Raw genomic sequence first — 17,109 nt, 5'->3', positions numbered from 1 at the left:
TATGGTGAAACGGGCCGGAGCCGGAGGCCCCCTTTGCGAGATGACGGGGCAGGCCGGATGTTCCAGAAGGTACGGGGGAGATGGGTATATTATTGCTGTGTGCGCTGCAAGATCACCGCACGCATGCTCGACTTACGTCGTAGACTGATCTTTAAGCCGGCCGAGGCTTTCCTGGCGTCCCAGGACGTCCAAAACCTCAAATATACCAGGCGATGTCGTCCGCCCGGTCAGCGCGGCCCGCAAGGGTTGGGCGACCGCGCCGAGCTTGAGACTATTTTCCTCGGCAAAAGTGCGCAGCGCAGCTTCAGTGGTCGCGCCGCTCCACGTCTCGACTTTCTCCAGCGCGGAATGAAGCTGGCCGATCAGCTTGCGGTTCTCTGGCGTCAGCAGCGCTTGTGCCTTGGGATCGAGCTCCAGCGGCCGGTCGGCGAAGATGAAATAAGCGCTGTCGATCAGCTCGATCAGCGTCTTGGCGCGCTCCTTCAGGGCCGGCATGGCCTTGAGAAGCTGGGCGCGCGTGGTGTCGTTTAACTTGGCCTTGAGCTCGTCGCGTGCGGGCACGAGATGGTCGAGCACGTCCTCGAACATCTTCACGAGTGATTGATCGTCGGCGTGGCGGATGTAGTGGCCGTTGAGGTTTTCCAGCTTGGCGAAATCGAAGCGGGCGGCGGCACGGCCGACGCTGGCGAGGTCGAACGCCGCGATCATCTCCTCGGTCGAGAAGATCTCCTGGTCGCCATGGCTCCAGCCGAGCCGGACGAGGTAATTGCGTAGCGCGGCCGGCAAATATCCCATGGCGCGGTAGGCATCGACGCCGAGCGCGCCATGGCGCTTGGAGAGCTTCGAGCCGTCCGGGCCGTGGATCAGGGGGATGTGGGACATGCTCGGCAGAGCCCATCCCATCGCATCGTAGATCTGCTTCTGGCGCGCGGCGTTGATCAGATGATCGTCGCCGCGGATCACATGGGTCACGCCCATGTCGTGGTCGTCGACCACCACAGCGAGCATGTAGGTCGGGTTGCCATCGCCGCGCAAAAGCACGAGGTCGTCGAGGTTCTCGTTCTGCCAGACCACGCGGCCCTGGACCTGGTCCTCGATCACGGTCTCGCCGGTCTGCGGCGCGCGCAGCCGGATCGTCGGCTTGACGTCGGACGGGGCCGTCGCGGCATCGCGATCGCGCCACATCCCGTCATAGAGGCGGGTGCGCCCTTCCGCGCGCGCCTTCTCGCGCATGACGGTCAGTTCCTCGGCGGTCGCGTAGCAGCGATAGGCCTTGCCGACGGCGAGCAGCTGCTCGGCGACTTCGCGGTGGCGCGCGGCGCGGCTGAACTGGTAGATGACCTCGCCGTCCCAGCCGAGCTCCAGCCATTTCAGGCCGTCGAGAATGGCGCCGATCGCAGCCTCCGTGGAACGCTCCCGGTCGGTGTCCTCGATCCGGAGCAGCATCTTGCCACCGTGCTTCTTCGCGTACAGCCAATTGAACAGCGCGGTGCGGGCGCCCCCGATATGGAGGAAGCCGGTCGGCGAGGGAGCGAAGCGTGTGACGACGGAATCGGTCATTCTTGGCAGGGCCTATGCTTTGGAGGCGGTGGTGTATAGCAGGAACGGGACATAAACAAAGCCTGTCGGCGGACCTGCCGGGCCCCGCTCAAGGCCTTGCTTAAGCTCTTGGCTCAGCCTTCCGAATTTGGCAGAAGAACCGCTGATTTCTCGACAGGATTTTCGTAATGACAGAACCGGTGGCAGCTGAGGTTGCGCGCGATTTCATTCGTGACATCATCCAGGCCGACCTCGACCAGGGCAAATACAGGGAGATCGTGACCCGGTTCCCGCCGGAGCCGAACGGCTATCTGCATATCGGCCATGCCAAGTCGATCGCGCTCAATTTCGGCATCGCCCAGGAGTTTCCGGGCCGCTGCCATCTGCGTTTCGACGACACCAATCCGGTCAAGGAAGAGCAGGAATATATCGATTCCATCCAGGCCGATGTGCGCTGGCTCGGCTTCGACTGGGGCAAGAACCTGTTCTTTGCCTCGGACTATTTCGACCGCCTGTACGAATGGGCGGAGCAGCTGATCCGCGACGGCCTCGCCTATGTCGACGACCAGACCCAGGAGGAGATCCGCCTCTCGCGCGGCACGCTGACCGAGCCCGGCAAGCACTCGCCGTTCCGCGACCGCAGTGTGGACGAAAACCTGGACCTGTTCCGCCGCATGAAGGCCGGTGAATTCCCGAACGGCACGCGGGTGCTGCGAGCCAAGATCGACATGGCCGCGGGCAACATCAATCTGCGCGACCCCGTGCTGTACCGTATCCTGCATGCGCACCATCCGCGCACCGGCACCAAGTGGCACATCTATCCGAGCTACGATTACGCCCACGGCCAGTCGGACGCCATTGAAGGCATCACGCATTCGATCTGCACGCTGGAGTTCGAGGACCACCGGCCGCTCTACGACTGGTTCATCGAGAAGCTGCCGGTACCCTCGCGGCCGCATCAGTACGAAATGGCGCGGCTCAATATCACCTATACGCTGCTGTCCAAGCGCGTGCTGACTCAGCTCGTCCGCGACGGCCATGTCGCCGGCTGGGACGATCCGCGGATGCCGACCATGGCGGGGATGCGCCGCCGCGGCGTGCCGCCAGCCGCCTTGCGCGAATTCATCAAGCGCATCGGCGTCGCCAAGGCCAATAGCGTGGTCGACGTCGGCATGCTCGAGTTCTGCATCCGCGAGGAGCTCAACCGCACGTCGCAGCGGCGCATGGGCGTGCTGCGCCCGCTCAAGGTCGTGATCGAGAACTATCCGGAAGGGCAGACCGAGGAGCTCGAGGCGATCAACCACCCGGACGATCCCTCGGCGGGCACGCGGAAAATCACGTTCGGCCGCGAGCTCTATATCGAGCAGGACGACTTCATGGAGAGCCCGCCGAAGAAGTTCTTCCGCCTGTCGCCGGGCAACGAGGTGCGGCTGCGCTACGCCTATTTCGTCAAATGCACCGGCGTGATCAAAAACGACGCCGGCGAGGTGGTGGAGCTGCGCTGCACTTACGATCCCGCGACCAAGGGCGGCAACGCGCCCGACGGCCGCAAGGTCAAGGCGACCATGCACTGGCTGCCCGCGGCGAATTCGGTGCCCGCGGAGATCCGCATCTACAACCAGTTGTTCGCCAATCCGAGCCCGGACGCCTCGAACTTCGCGGCCGATCTCAATCCGCAGTCGCTGGAGATCCTCGCGGACGCGCGGATCGAGGCATCGGTGGCGGAGAGCAATGCGACCGAGCCGATGCAGTTCGAGCGCCAGGGCTATTTCGTGCGCGACAAGGACTCGACGCCCGGCAAGCCGGTGTTCTCGCGCACCATCGGCCTGCGCGACACTTTCGCGAAGGAAGTCGCGAAAGGTTGAGGCGCACATGAGCAAAGAGGCCGACGCCATCGTTTCCGCCATCATCGCGAAATGGTGCGCCGGCTTCGCGACGCTCGATGCGGCCGCGCTGTCGTCGCTCTATTCGAAAAGCGCGTTCTTCTTCGGCTCCAACCCAAAACTCTATCGGGGCAGGGACGGCGTCGCCGATTATTTCAACGGCCTGCCGCGCTGGCGCAAGCCGAGTGCCGTGTTCTCCGACGTGAACGCAGCGCAGGCCGGCCCTGATCTGATCAACATGGCCGCGACAATCTCGTTCGATCTCGCGGGCGAGCGGGACGATCTCATCGTCAAGATGAGCTGGGTGATCATCCGCGAAGACGGCGGTTGGAAGATCGTCAATCACCACGCCTCGTCGCGGATATCGCTGATCTAGCGGCAGCGGAACGTCCTGCGTCCTGACGCAAGGCGGTTGCTGGGGCCCTTTCCAGCGACATACGTGTCAGGATGGGCGCCCCGGATCAGCGCAGCGGCAACATAACGCAGGTTGGATGGATGCATTTTCATCGGTGCGCCCCATCTAATTGGAAGAGGGGAGGTGAGCATTATGCGCATCCAACATTGGCAAGATGCTGCCAGCCTGTTGGTCGGCGTATGGCTGGTCCTGTCGTCCTTCGTCCTTGGCTTGTCCGGGGCGGCTGTCTGGATCACCATCGCGCTCGGGCTCGGCGTCGTGCTCTTTGCCGTAGAAGCGTTTGTCATCCCGTCATATCTGGAAGAGTGGGGAGAAATGCTGCTGGGTCTGGCTCTTGTGCTGGCGCCTTGGACCATTGGCTATGAGTCAGCATCAGCCACGGTGAGCAGCGTATTGTCGGGCATATTGGTGATCTTGCTCGGCGGCTGGGAACTGATGACCGATCGTGACTTCACCGCCTGGTGGCACGATCGCTGGCATCATCCAGCCGGCTGACAAGAGCGGTTAGCCGAACTTCGCCGACCTCTATCCACTGACGGTCGGAGAGGGGGGATTTGGCTCCGGCATTCCGAAGGAAATGTGCGGTGCAGGGCCTCGCGGTCCTGCACCAGGTCATCCCATCACAAGCCATCACAATGCGGCTCTGGGCTCGATCGGTTGCCAGATGCTGATCTTGCGCGTCTCCGGCATCAGGAAGACAGCGAGCACGAAGCACACCGCGGGGACCACGATCGGGTAGATCAGTGCGTAGCCGATGCTGCCGGTCGCGGCGAATGCCGCCGAGGTGATGAACGGCACCAATCCGCCACCCCAGCCGTTGCCGATGTGGTACGGCACGGAGACCGACGTGTACCTGATCCTGGCGGGGAAGAATTCTGCCAGAAATGCGCCGACCGGCCCGTACACCATCCCGACGTAGCAAACGAGGATGAAGATGATGAAGATAGCGGTCGGATAGTTGATGTTTCCGGGCTGCGTGACCGATCCCAGCCACAGATACAGCGGATAGTACGTGATCGCGGCGAGCAGCATGCCTCCGAGGATCACCGGCTTGCGGCCGATCTGATCCGACAGCCAGCCAAAGAAGATCAGGCTCGGCGTTGCAATGAGCAATGCTGCTCCCACGATGTAGGCCGAGGTCAGCGGGTCCACCTTGGAGACCTGCTGCAGAAAGTATAGCGCCCAGAATTGACCACTGTACCAGACCACGCCCTGTCCGATCAGGACCACAATGGCGATCCCGATGTATTTGACGTTCGAACTGAGGAAGGCCTCCTTCCACGGATTCCTCGTCATCTGTCCGCGGGCCTTGATCTCCTGGAAGATCGGCGTCTCCTGGAGCTGGAGGCGAATATAGATCGCGATGGCCACCAGCAGGAAGGACACCAGGAACGGAATGCGCCACGCCCATTCATCGAAGGCCTGATTGCCGGCATAGGTTCGGGTCAGGATGATGACTGCCAGCGATACCACGATCCCGAGAGTCGGAGAGGTCTGTAGCCAGCCGGTGTAGTAGCCGCGCTTGTCGTCAGGCACATGCTCGGCAACATAGGTGATGGCGCCACCATATTCGCCGCCCAGGCACAGCCCCTGGATCATGCGCAAGCCGAAGAGAAGGATCGCAGCCGTCAGCCCGATCGACTGGTAGGTTGGGATCAATCCGATCGCTCCCGTGCCCAGTCCCATTCCGGTGAGCGTGACGAGAAACGTATATTTGCGGCCGACCCGGTCACCCATCCATCCGAACAGGAATGCTCCCACCGGACGGATCAGAAATCCTGCCGTGAACAGCGCGATCGTGCTGAGCAGGGCGGCGATGGGGTGGGACTGCTCAAAGAACTTGACCGATAGAACTGCGGCCAGGCTGCCAAAGATATAGAAATCATACCATTCGATGATGTTTCCTACCGACGCAGCGATGATCACGCGGCGAAAATCGCTCGGTACCTGCATGTGTGCCTCCTATGGTTTCAAAACGTCTCCTCGCTTGATTCAGCGTCGATCTTCTCGCGGAGAGCGTGATGCGCGGCGTTGCAGGCGCCAATTCAAAGAGTTGCGTCGGCAACGTCTGACCTCAGGCGCGTTTGGCGCCACCTGAGAAGAGCTCCGGCGGCCTTAGAGCCGCGAGCCACCACTGGCCTGCCCGTCTGTCGGGGAGGCGGGGAACCGTAGTGTAATCCCACCACGGGCTGCCAACTTATGAGACTTTCGGCTCAATCGATCTGACACGGGGCGCTTTTGCGACAGAGATCGCAAGGACTCGAATTGTCCGCGACGTCTCGTAATCAGCGAACGGAAAGGCGTCTCAGGCGTTGTGAGGGGGCCGGAAAAGGAACCCACCATGCAGAACATCGCAGAGCATATGGAAGTCATCGGCGCCGACGGCGTCCATATCGGCACGGTCGATCGCGTCGAAGGCAACCGCATCAAGCTGACCAAGAAGGACAGCGGCGAGGGCAGCCACAAGGGCCACCATCATTTCATCGACAAGGGCCTCGTTGCCGACGTCGAAGGCAACAAGGTGCGGCTGTCTGCCAAGGCCTCGGTCGCCGTGACCATGGAAGAGGAAAAGTAGGGGGCGCCTGCTCGCGTTCCTGATCTGTACCGCTATTCGCGCGGTCGCACGTTCCGGTAGCCTCAGTGCCAGTCGCGTCGCGTAAGGTGCAGGGACATGGCGGAGCCGGGCCGGCCAGTGCGGTCCCAGGGAGTTGCCGGGACGTGGCCGGTCGGCCGCGCTAGCCCGGCCGGCGGCTTTGCCCCCGCGGGCTTTGGCATCTGGCCCGTAATCGTCGAAACGCTAGGCGAATGGGCCCGTGCCGAGGCCGGCCCCGGGCGCCTGCTGCCGTGGGTGCCGGTGGCCTTTGGCGGCGGCATCGCGCTCTACTTCGCTGCTGATCACGAGCCGGTGTTATGGGTCGTCGCGGCAACGGCGGCCGTACTCCTGCTCGGCGCGATCCTGTTGCGGCGGAGCCGGCTGTTAGCGCCTTCGATCATGATTGCGGCGGTCGCTTCCGGCTTTGCCGTGGCGACCTGGAAGACGGCGCGCATCGCCCACCCCGTGCTGGCCAAGCCGCTCTATTCGGTGTCGCTGTCGGGCTTCGTCGAGGCCCGCGATATCCGCGAGCGCACCGATCGTTTCGTGCTGCGCGTCACCGCGATGGAGGCGCAGCGCAGCGAGGTCAAGCTGGAACGCGTCCGCCTGTCGGTGCGCAAGGGCACTGCGCCCGAGGTCGGCAGCTTCGTTCAATTGAAGGCGCGGCTGATGCCGCCGCTCTCGCCGGTGCGCCCGGGCAGCTACGATTTCTCGCGCGACATGTTCTTCCAGGGCATCGGCGCCTCCGGCTTCGTGATGGGCGCGATCACGGCTTCAATCCCGCCCGATGCCGGCGGCCTGCGGCTGCGTTACGCCGCCTTCATGCAGGGCCTGCGCGATGCGATCGACGCCCGCATCCGCGCCACGCTCGAGGGGGACAACCGCGCGATCGCGACAGCGCTGCTCACCGGACGGCGCGATGCGATTTCCACGCCCGTGAACGACGCGATGTTCATCTCGGGGCTCGGGCACGTGTTGTCGATCTCCGGCTATCACATGGCGGTGGTCGCGGGCGTCGTCTTCTTCGCGGTGCGCGCACTGCTGGCCTTGATCCCGGGACTGGCGGCCGGCTTTGCCATCAAGAATTGGTCGGCGGCCGCGGCGCTGGTGGCGGCAGCGTTCTATCTGCTCTTGTCTGGCGCGGAGGTCGCGACGCAACGTTCGTTCTTCATGACGGCGGTGGTGCTGATCGCCGTGATGGTCGATCGCCGCGCCATCACCTTCCGTACGCTCGCGGTGGCGGCGCTGATCGTGCTCGCGGTCGCGCCGGAAGCGCTTGTGCATCCGAGTTTCCAGATGTCCTTTGCCGCGACGCTGGGTCTCGTCGCGCTGGTACAGATCGGCATGCCGAACCTGTTTGCCTCACCCGATCATTCGGCGACCGCGCGCGTCGCGATGTGGGGCGGCCGCGAGATCGCGATGCTGTTCCTGGCCTCGCTGATCGCCGGGCTTGCGACCACGCCCTACGCCGCCTTCCACTTCCACCGCGTCACGCCCTACGGCGTGCTCGCCAATCTCGGCGCGATGCCGGTGGTCTCTGCGCTGGTGATGCCGGCGGGGCTGCTGGGCCTGCTCGCGGCGCCGTTCGGGCTCGACGGCATGTTCTGGTGGCTGATGGGGATCGGGATCGACTGGATGGTCGCGGTCTCGCGCTGGGTGGCGGCATTGCCGGGCGCGGTCGGCCGCATCCCGGCTTTTGGCATCGCGCCGCTGATCGCCGCGAGCCTGGGGATCATCGTGATGAGCCTGTTGCGCACGCCCTTGCGCTGGTGCGGTGCCATGGTGCTGCTCGTTTCCATCGGCTGGGGGCTGTCGGTGCGGCAGCCCGATATCCTAATCGCAGGGGACGGCGCGAGCGTCGCGGTGCGCGGCGGAGACGGGCGTTTGCATCTGATCAGGGCGGGCAAGGACAATTTCCTGCTCAAGGAGTGGTTGGCCGCCGACGCCGATCCGCGCGATGCCGGCAGTAGCGCGCTGGCGAGCGGCATATCGTGCGACGAGTCCGGCTGCGTGACGCCGCTCGCCGACGGACGGCTGGTCGCGCTGGCTTCGCGCATCGACGCATTGGCGGACGATTGCAGCCGGGCCGCGCTGGTGGTGACGTCACGGCCCGCGCCGCCCGATTGTGCGGCGATGGTGGTGGATCGGCCGCGGCTCGCTCGCCAGGGCGCGCTGGCATTGACCCAGCGTGGCGACGGCTTTTCGGTTCAGGCGGTGAGGACAAGAGGCACGAACCGCCCGTGGTTACCGGCCGGTGCCGGCGAAGGTGATTTCGACGGCAGCCTTGCGCCGAAGGCGGCTCCCCGCAGCCGCGACGCAACGCCATCGGAGACCGACTTGCAGGCCGACGATTGACGCGATCGATTACAGATACCAGGCCAGCACGGCCTCGAGCCTTGCGTTGCCGATGACTGGCAGGGCCACCATCCGCCTCAACCCCGCTGCGCAGGCGTCCGAGCCGGCGACCGAGCCGTCGTGGGTGAGATCGTCGTTGAGCGCCGGCATGCCGGTGGCCCAGGCGCCGCCGATGCTGCCTTGTCCTCGGGCGATGAATCTGGTCGCATAGAGCGCGTCAAGGTCGGTGTGCGCGCTGCAATCGCCGGCGCGAAAGACCAGCGCCGAACGGGCCTCGTTAGGGACCCAGATCTCGAAGCGTCGCGCAATCGGCGTTGCCTGCGCGGAGAGGAATGTCAGGACCCAGGTCTGGTCGGTGCCGGTTCGGTAGGGCACGCCGACGCCGAGATTGATCCCGACCTTGGCTGCGTCCTCCCAGCGCAGGAAGCTCTTGGCGTCGTGCAGGTCCTTGATGATCAGCGGCAGGCCAGCCTTCCAGGTGCGTCCGGGCAGTCCGAAGCCGCGAGGAAATCTGGTGTGGCGGGAGTTGAATTCGAACATGTCAGCTGCGCCGTAATAGCCGTCGACGAGGCCCATCTCGTGGGAGAGATCAGGATCGTTGCGCCAGAGTTCGATCGCGCCGACATGCGCCTCGTCGTCGCCGCAGAACAGCACCATCACCGCTTGCAGGAATTCGCCCGCGAACACCGGCACCGCCACGCCGCAAGTGAGGCCGGCCGCGACGGCCTGATCAGTCCGCTTGAAATAGGAGTTGGCGAATTTCGTGAGGATGACGGGATGGCCGCAGGCCCAGGCCTTGCCTGGAAGCCCCTCGTCATATCCGAAGTGCAGCTCTTCGCTGACGGCCTTGAACGCGGACAGCCCTTCATCGTAGAGGCCGCCGCCGAATTCCAGCCGCATGCGCGTCCGGTCAGGCACCCAGAGTTCAACGACGCGAATGAAGGTTTTCATCGAGCGTGTCCGCCGCCTCAGATCACGACAGCATCGGTCATTTGGCTGCGGAGCGGAGGTTCAAAATTCAGGCAGGACGGCCCAAACTTCGTGCGGCGACGAGGTTCGCCGCTCGAATGTCGTGAAACAAAAACCCACCGGGCTCGCCGGCCTCGGCCGGCGACGGCATTTCAATCCTGGCCCTCGACCTGTCGGCCGGGGCGTCAGCCGATCGGCAGTCGCGTGACCGTCGGGCGACTGTCGGCGATGATCTGTGGCTTGTGCTCGCGCTCGCCGATCGGCTGGGTCACGGGCAGTTGCAGCACGGTTGCGCGCTGGCCTTCGACGAGCTGCGTCACCAGCACGGATTTGCCGTCCGGGAATTCAATCGCATCATGATGGCGATCGGGAATGTGCGGATCGATCTTGCCGAACTTGCCGACGCGGGAGTTGACGGTGCGCGTCCAGATCCAGCGGTTGTCGTAACGGACGTTGTCGGCGAAAGCGAGCTCCGTTCCCGGCAGCAGGCAGACCGCGACGGAGAGATCGGCTTCGGAGGCGAAGCCGCGCGTCGAGGTGCCGCGGAATGTTGTCGTGACGATCGTCTCGCCGACTTCTGCGGGGCGCGTCGCGACGGCATGCAGGCTGTAGTCACACATCGGGTGCTCCTCAATGCAGAGATAGCGACCCGCACCTCTTTCGGAGGCGCAGGCCCCTACCAGAGTGGAAGCACGTGACGGTCTGCTTGGTTGTAGGCAAATCTACGGCTGGGATCCGCGAGCCCCGATCACATTATCTTTTCCATCTTTTCCGAATTCGATAGGAACAAAGTCGGCTTCCGTGCATTTGGCAGGCGCGCGTCAACGACCGGCGAAACCAGCCAGCCCGAGTATCGTGAGCTCGGCTGTGTACGCGCTGCATCGCGGTCGTTGCGGATTTTCTAGATCACGGCCGTGTCCTGGCCGACATGATGATGCAACCAGCGTCGCTGCGGCTGCGCTCAAACGATCTGCCGCATTTGGGCTGTCCCCCTCGAACTCGAAAGGCCGCGAAGCGATGTTGCTTCGCGCGGCCTGCCGAGGATGTTCGCGAAAGGAGGAGGGGCCGGACAATCTGTGCAGTACCAGAAAGACTATCCAGCCGGAGCGGACCATCATCCGCTCCAATCTCTGATCGGCGATGCCGATCGAAGGCGCGCGCCAGGCGCTGACTACTTCCGGTATCAGTACTTGCGGTAAAGCCCGATCAGCTTGCCCTGAATCTTCACGCGGTTCGGCGGCAGGATGCGCACCTCGTAAGCGGCATTGGCAGGCTCCAGCGCGATCGAGGCGCCGCGGCGGCGGAAGCGCTTGAGCGTGGCTTCCTCGTCGTCGATCAGCGCCACCACGATGTCGCCGGTATCGGCGCTCTCGTTGCGCTGGATCAACGCCATGTCGCCGTCGAGGATGCCGGCCTCGACCATGGAATCGCCGCGCACTTCGAGCGCGTAATGCTCGCCGGAGCCGAGCATGTCGGGCGGCACGCTGATGGTGTGGCTGCGGGTCTGCAATGCCTCGATCGGGGTGCCGGCCGCGATGCGGCCCATCACCGGCACCGCAACGGGTCGCTCGCCCTCGTCTGCGGACGGGCTGGAGCTCGCGCGCACCTTGCCGAGATTGCCCTCGATGACGCTTGGCGTGAAGCCGCGTCGGTTGCCGGCGGCAGCCTGGAGCTCCGGCAGCTTGATCACTTCGATGGCCCGGGCGCGGTTGGGCAGGCGGCGGATGAAGCCGCGCTCTTCGAGCGCGGTGATCAGGCGGTGGATGCCTGACTTCGAGCGCAGGTCGAGTGCATCCTTCATCTCGTCGAAGGACGGCGGCACGCCGCTTTCCTTCAAGCGTTCGCTGATGAACCGCAGAAGCTCGTATTGTTTGCGCGTTAACATCTCGACCAAAGTCCCCCGGTTGATGTCGTTCGATTCCGAGACGATGAATTCAGCGATAAGCCGCTACATCCTCGAAACAAATCATGAACGGACACTATATGTTCGATACATGTTCCGCAACTGCTTAATTTAGCGTGAACAGAACGAAGCGCGCGGAATGCGTGTGGCCGCGCAGGTCAGACGGGGAGCCGCAGCACCTCGCAAGGGCTGCCGGCCTCGGCCTTCGGCGCAAACGGTGCGCGCACGAGAAGTACCTGTGCTGCAGCAAGATTCGCAAGCAGAGAGGAGTCCTGATGGCTGACGGGAAGGGCGACGAGCGTGCCGTCGTCGCGCAGCTCCAGGCGCGCGCGCAGATAATCCTCGCGCTGGTCATTGGCGCCGAGATCGCGGCCCAGCACGGCGCGCTCGCGACGGTGATGAATCACCGAACGGCCCGACAGCGCGCGAATCAGCGGCACCATGAACAGGAAGGCGCAGACGTAGGACGACACGGGGTTGCCGGGCAGGCCGATGACGCCCATCGTCCCTAAGCGTCCGTGCATCATCGGCTTGCCGGGCCGCATCGCGATCTTCCAGAACGCCATCGCGATGCCTTCGTCCTTCAGCGCCTGCTGGACCAGATCGTGGTCGCCGACCGATGCGCCCCCGGTCGTGACCAGGACGTCGGCGCCGCTTTCGCGCGCGCGGCGGATGCCGGCGGTGGTGGCCTCCAGCGTATCGGCGGCGACACCGAGGTCGATGGTCTCGGCGCCCTCGCTGCGGGCGAGCGCGTGCAGGGCGTAGCCGTTGGAATAGACGATCTGGCCGTGCCCGGGCGTTGAGCCCGGCATCACCAGTTCATCGCCGGTGGCGAGGATCGCGACCTTCGGGCGGCGGCAGACGGCGAGATGCGGGTGATTCATTCCAGCGGCGACGGCGAGATCGCGCTCCGTCAGACGGGTTCCCTTGCGCAGGAGGACGTCGCCCTCGCGGAAATCGACCCCGGCGGGGCGGATGTGCCGACCCACGATCGCGGCTTCCTTGATCGTTATTTGCTTGCCCTCGGCGATCGTGTCCTCCTGGATCACGACTGCGTCCGCGCCGTCGGGAACGACGCCGCCGGTGAAGATCCGCACGGCTTCGCCGGCGCCGACCCTTCCCGTGAACGGACGGCCCGCTGCGACCTCACCGATCATCGTCAGCCTTGAATCGATTGTTGCCGCATCGGCCGCGCGCACGGCATAGCCGTCCATCGCCGACATCGCCTGGGGCGGTTGGGTGCGCCGCGCAGCGACGTCATGGGCGAGCACGCGATGGTGCGCTTCGTCGAGTGAAACCATCTCTGCAGGCAGCGGCGCTGCACCCGCCAGCACCGCAGCAAGGGCGTCGGAAACCGGCATCAAGGCCACGGCGAAACTCCTGCTCGGCACGTTCGGACGAAATGTTCCGACAGTCTTCTAGCCGAGCGCGGGAGCAGAGGCAAAAATGCGGAGCGGGCACGATTTATCCTGCCGCTTCCGGCAGTACGGAAAGCGGGCTCAGGCCTGGCGTGGCATGATCCAGAGAGCGAGACCGATCGGCAGGAGGGTGGCCATGGCGAGGACGAGAATGACGAGTGCCACGGCCAGCATCGCTCAACTCCCGCTCGGCCGGTCCGGCCCGTCGTCCAGCGCGACGTCGGGAGCCTTCGGGCCTTGATCCTTGTCGGGCAGCGGATCGGCCTGGGATTTCAGGTCGGCGGCCTTGCTGATCAGCTTGGCGGAAAGGTCCGAATCCGAGGTGGTTCTTGCGAATTCAAGCAGGAGAGAGGCTTGCTTGGTGAGATAGGTTTTGCCCAGCACGTCCATAAGTCCGGTGTAGAAGTCCCAACGGACTCAAGAGTCCGGAAGGGGCCATTCCGTTCCCGGAACTCCGTACAAAAATGCACAAAGCGCTCTGGTTCCTCATTTTGGGCAAAATTGGTTCCGGAAGACTGCCCGACGTTGGCGCCTCCCGCTGAGCGGAGATCGTCAGATGCCCAATGCCTTCAAGGCGTTCCCGACGTCGCGCGGCGACGTCACATGCACCGCCGTCAGCCCGCGCGACCGCGCGCCCTCGATGTTCTCGGCGAGATCGTCGAAGAACACGATGCGCCCTGCCGGCACGCCGATCGCGGCGACGACATGGTCGAAGGCTTCCGCGTCCGGTTTGCGCAGGCCGATGCTTGACGACAGATACAGCGCGCGGAAATGGCCGAGCAGTTCGCCGTATTCCTTCGAGAAATAGTCGACATGCGGCCGGTTGGTGTTGGAGAAGGCGTAGAGCGGCATCTGTTTCGCCGCGCGCGGCAGCAGCTCGGCGATATCAGGCATCTCGCCGGCGAAGATCGCGTTCCAGCCTTCCAGGAATTGCGCGTCCGAAATGCCGATGCCGAGCGATGCACGCAGCGAGGCGAAATAATCCTCGTCGCTGATCTTGCCGACCTCGTGCAGCCGGTAGGCCTCGTCACGCACATAGCGCGCGACGATGGCCTCGGGCTGGCAGCCGGCATGGCCCGCCCAGCAGGCGATCGCCTTGGAGAAGTCGATGTCGAGCACCACGCGCCCGAGATCGAACAGCAGCGCATCCGCGCTGCCGGGAGAGAGCGATGTCACCTGCATCCTTTCACTCAGTATCGATAGGGATCATGGTCGAACAGCGGGAATGCGCTGAACACGCTCGGCGCGTTGGTGGCGGTCGCCGGATGCAGGCAGGATTTGTCGACCTCGGCAAATGACGTGGCGCCCAAAAGGCCGAGGCAGCGCAGCACCTCGTCCTCCAGCAGCTCCAGCATCCGCGCGACGCCGGCCTCGCCGGCCGCCGCCAGCGCCCAGCATTGCAGCCGGCCGATCCCGACCATGTCCGCGCCCGCCGCGATCGCCTTGACGATGTCGGTGCCGCGACAGATGCCGCCGTCGACCATGATCTTGGCGCGGCCCTTCACGGCCTCGACGATCTCGGGCAGCACATGCATGGCGCCGCGGCCGTGGTCGAGCTGGCGGCCGCCATGGTTGGAGACGTAGATCCATTCGACACCGTGATCGACCGCGATCTGGGCGTCCTCGGCGGTGGCGATGCCCTTCAGGATCAGCGGAATCCTGAACTTGTCCTTGATCATCTTCACGGTCCGCCACTCCAGGCCCTTCTGGAAATCGCCCCCGGTGGCACGCAGGCGGCTCTCACGGACGTAGCGTTTGGCGATGTCACGCTCACGACGGCTGTAATGGGCAGTGTCGACGGTCAGGCAGAAGCCGGCATAGGCGCTCTTCTCGGCCCGGCTGACGACATCGGCGACAAAGGCGTCGTCGCCGCGGACATAGAGCTGATAGAGCCGCAGCGCATCCGGCGCGGCTTCGGCGGTCTGCTCCAGGCCGGGCTCGGACACCGAGCTCAGCATGTGCGCCGCACCGAAGGTGCCGGCAGCGCGCGCGACGCTCGCCGCGCCATCCGGATCGAAGATCTCGAGCGCGCCGACGGGGGCGAGTACCACCGGCAGGCGCATCTTGCGGCCGAACTGCTGAACCGAGCCGTCAACCTTTCGGACGTCGCGCAGCACGCGTGGGCGGAAGGCGATCTCGTCCAGCGCCATGCGGTTGCGGCGCATCGTGGTTTCGGTCTCGGCGGCGCCGACGATGTAGTCCCAGGCGTTCTGGTTGAGGTTGGCCCGTGCTTTCCGAATGAATTCGTGCAGGTTCTGGAACGGCTCGTTGCTGGCGCCGAGCTCGACGTTCCGTTCCGGCCGGATCCGGGGTGCTTCGTTCATTGTTATCCTCCCGAGAATTTGAAGCCTTGTGTCATCGCCTAACCCGTCCAGCGCTCCAAAACCATCCTAAAATGGCATGGCTGCGCGGCGTGGATGGTCGCACCGATTCCCCCTTGGGGCGGGCCAGTCCTGCAACGTTGCCAAAAGTTTAGGCCCGAACGAAGCGATTTTTGCGGTGTACCGGTCGGCGGTGCGTCCCGGCCTTGAAGAAACCAGAATGGTATTGTGAGAAGTGGACTGGATCGCCAATTGCATGGCGCGTCCCAAGTCTGCTTCCCAAGTCTCGAGAGACGAGCCCAGGCAAGCTCAAGCGAACCGCCAAGCAAAAAGGCAAGCCCACCCATGCGGAAAACCCTGCTGTTCCCTCTGGGCGCGCTCACCGGAGCGTGTCTCACCCTTCTGGTCGCCAGCCCGCACGGTGGTGTATGGGCGGCACGGGCGGCAGCGAGCGCGGACGATGCCTATTCCCAGCTCAACCTGTTCGGCACGGTGTTCGAGCGCGTCAAGGCGAGCTATGTCGAGAAACCCGACAACGCCAAGATGATCGAAGGCGCGATCACGGGCATGGTGACCTCGCTCGATCCGCATTCGCGCTACATGAACGCGAAGGCCTGGACCGAGATGCAGGAGACCACCTCCGGCGAGTTCGGCGGCCTCGGCATCGAGGTCACGATGGAAGACGGTCTCGTCAAGGTCGTTTCCCCGATCGACGATACCCCCGCCTCGAAGGCCGGCCTGATGTCCGGCGACCTCATCAGCAAGATCGACGGAGAGGCCGTGCAGGGCATGACGCTCGAGCAGGCCGTCAACAAGATGAAGGGCCCGGTCGATACCAAGACCAAGCTCACCATCGTGCGCAAGGGCGCGGACGCGCCGCTCGACGTCGCGATCACGCGCGAGATCATCCATGTGCGCCCGGTGCGCTTCCACGTCGAGAACGGCGACATCGGCTATATCCGCGTCACCTCGTTCAATGAGCAGACCACCGACGGCCTGAAGAAGGCGATCGCCGCGATCTCCAAGCAGGTGCCGCAGGAGAAGCTCACCGGCTACGTGATGGACCTGCGCAACAATCCGGGCGGTCTGCTCGACCAGGCCGTCTCGGTGTCGAGCGCCTTCCTCCAGCGCGGCGAGGTCGTCTCGACCCGCGGCCGCAGTCCGGAAGAGACCCAGCGCTTCACCGCGCATGGCGGCGACCTCACCAGGGGCAAGCCGCTGGTGGTCCTGGTCAATGGCGGCTCGGCCTCGGCTTCCGAGATCGTGGCCGGCGCGCTGCACGATCACAAGCGTGCGACCATCATCGGCACGCGCTCGTTCGGCAAGGGTTCGGTGCAGACGGTCATTCCGCTCGGTGCCGGCAATGGCGCGCTGGCGCTGACCACCGCGCGCTACTACACGCCGTCCGGCCGCTCGATCCAGGCCCAGGGCATCGCCCCCGACATCGAGATCCTGCAGGACGTGCCGCCGGAGCTGAAGGGCCGGATGGACACCATGGCGGAGTCCCAGATGCGCGGGCATCTCTCAGCCGGCGAGGGTGGCGAGCAGACCGGATCGCAGTCCTATGTTCCGCCGAAGGAGGAGGACGACAAGGCCCTGCATGCGGCCTTCGACTTCCTGCACGGCGTCACCGCCAATGCGGTGGCCGCAAAGCCCGCGTCGAAGGCCGCGGTGCCGAACTAGATCTTACGTTCCCCAGACATCGATCGCCCG

15 protein-coding genes are annotated in these 17,109 nt (G+C 64.5%); 6 read left to right on the top strand and 9 right to left on the bottom strand.

The genetic code is table 11. The features are described from left to right. Positions 1-132: 132 nt before the first annotated feature. Positions 133-1,560 (bottom strand): glutamate--tRNA ligase, encoded by a 1,428-nt coding sequence (gltX, locus tag GA0061098_RS33900; protein ID WP_091965763.1) that lies wholly within the window; start codon positions 1,558-1,560, stop codon positions 133-135. 167 nt (positions 1,561-1,727) lie between these two features. Here gltX and GA0061098_RS33895 point away from each other — a divergent pair, with 167 nt between their 5' ends. The 3 genes from GA0061098_RS33895 (at position 1,728) to GA0061098_RS33885 (ending at position 4,332) form a co-directional block, all read left to right on the top strand. Beyond that, positions 1,728-3,404, top strand: a complete 1,677-nt coding sequence (locus GA0061098_RS33895; protein WP_091965762.1) for a glutamine--tRNA ligase/YqeY domain fusion protein — start codon at positions 1,728-1,730, stop codon at positions 3,402-3,404. A 7-nt stretch (positions 3,405-3,411) separates the two neighbouring features. After that, a complete protein-coding gene (locus GA0061098_RS33890; protein ID WP_091965761.1) occupies positions 3,412-3,798 on the top strand; it encodes a nuclear transport factor 2 family protein in 387 nt (128 codons plus the stop codon). A 171-nt stretch (positions 3,799-3,969) separates the two neighbouring features. After that, positions 3,970-4,332, top strand: coding sequence for an SPW repeat protein (locus tag GA0061098_RS33885; protein ID WP_165637767.1), 363 nt, complete (start codon positions 3,970-3,972; stop codon positions 4,330-4,332). Positions 4,333-4,467: 135 nt separating this feature from the next. On the opposite strand, the gene GA0061098_RS33880 is transcribed toward GA0061098_RS33885, so the two are convergent. Next, positions 4,468-5,790 (bottom strand): MFS transporter, encoded by a 1,323-nt coding sequence (locus tag GA0061098_RS33880; RefSeq protein WP_091965759.1) that lies wholly within the window; start codon positions 5,788-5,790, stop codon positions 4,468-4,470. 388 nt (positions 5,791-6,178) lie between these two features. Between GA0061098_RS33880 and GA0061098_RS33875 the strand changes: the two genes are divergently transcribed. Beyond that, complete coding sequence (locus tag GA0061098_RS33875) at positions 6,179-6,412, top strand: DUF2171 domain-containing protein (RefSeq protein ID WP_091965758.1); 234 nt, start codon at positions 6,179-6,181, stop codon at positions 6,410-6,412. Positions 6,413-6,508: 96 nt separating this feature from the next. Then, positions 6,509-8,785: a ComEC/Rec2 family competence protein gene (locus GA0061098_RS33870; protein ID WP_091965757.1), complete on the top strand. Its 2,277-nt coding sequence runs from the start codon at positions 6,509-6,511 to the stop codon at positions 8,783-8,785. A 9-nt stretch (positions 8,786-8,794) separates the two neighbouring features. Here GA0061098_RS33870 and GA0061098_RS33865 read toward each other — a convergent pair whose 3' ends face one another. From GA0061098_RS33865 to GA0061098_RS33835, 7 genes are all read right to left on the bottom strand, one after another. Next, positions 8,795-9,736: a GAF domain-containing protein gene (locus GA0061098_RS33865; protein ID WP_091965756.1), complete on the bottom strand. Its 942-nt coding sequence runs from the start codon at positions 9,734-9,736 to the stop codon at positions 8,795-8,797. A 203-nt stretch (positions 9,737-9,939) separates the two neighbouring features. After that, entirely contained in the window at positions 9,940-10,374 is a 435-nt protein-coding gene (locus GA0061098_RS33860) for a hypothetical protein (protein ID WP_028141557.1), read from the bottom strand. Between the two features lie 563 nt (positions 10,375-10,937). After that, positions 10,938-11,639, bottom strand: coding sequence for a transcriptional repressor LexA (lexA, locus tag GA0061098_RS33855; protein WP_091965799.1), 702 nt, complete (start codon positions 11,637-11,639; stop codon positions 10,938-10,940). Positions 11,640-11,815: 176 nt separating this feature from the next. After that, complete coding sequence (locus tag GA0061098_RS33850) at positions 11,816-13,027, bottom strand: molybdopterin molybdotransferase MoeA (RefSeq protein ID WP_091965755.1); 1,212 nt, start codon at positions 13,025-13,027, stop codon at positions 11,816-11,818. 225 nt (positions 13,028-13,252) lie between these two features. Continuing rightward, positions 13,253-13,459: a hypothetical protein gene (locus GA0061098_RS33845; RefSeq protein ID WP_091965798.1), complete on the bottom strand. Its 207-nt coding sequence runs from the start codon at positions 13,457-13,459 to the stop codon at positions 13,253-13,255. Between the two features lie 168 nt (positions 13,460-13,627). Beyond that, positions 13,628-14,257, bottom strand: coding sequence for an HAD-IA family hydrolase (locus GA0061098_RS33840; protein WP_165637766.1), 630 nt, complete (start codon positions 14,255-14,257; stop codon positions 13,628-13,630). Between the two features lie 8 nt (positions 14,258-14,265). Further along, on the bottom strand, positions 14,266-15,399 hold the full coding sequence (locus GA0061098_RS33835) for an alpha-hydroxy acid oxidase (protein ID WP_091965754.1): 1,134 nt from the start codon (positions 15,397-15,399) through the stop codon (positions 14,266-14,268). Positions 15,400-15,741: 342 nt separating this feature from the next. Between GA0061098_RS33835 and GA0061098_RS33830 the strand changes: the two genes are divergently transcribed. After that, a complete protein-coding gene (locus GA0061098_RS33830; RefSeq protein WP_091965753.1) occupies positions 15,742-17,079 on the top strand; it encodes a S41 family peptidase in 1,338 nt (445 codons plus the stop codon). Positions 17,080-17,109 lie beyond the last annotated feature (30 nt).

Origin of the sequence: Bradyrhizobium shewense, from assembly GCF_900094605.1 — a bacterium.
In the GTDB taxonomy this organism is placed as follows: domain Bacteria; phylum Pseudomonadota; class Alphaproteobacteria; order Rhizobiales; family Xanthobacteraceae; genus Bradyrhizobium; species Bradyrhizobium shewense.
The sequence above is the reverse complement of the archived record's forward strand: the minus strand, read 5'-3'. Positions and strand labels throughout refer to the sequence as shown.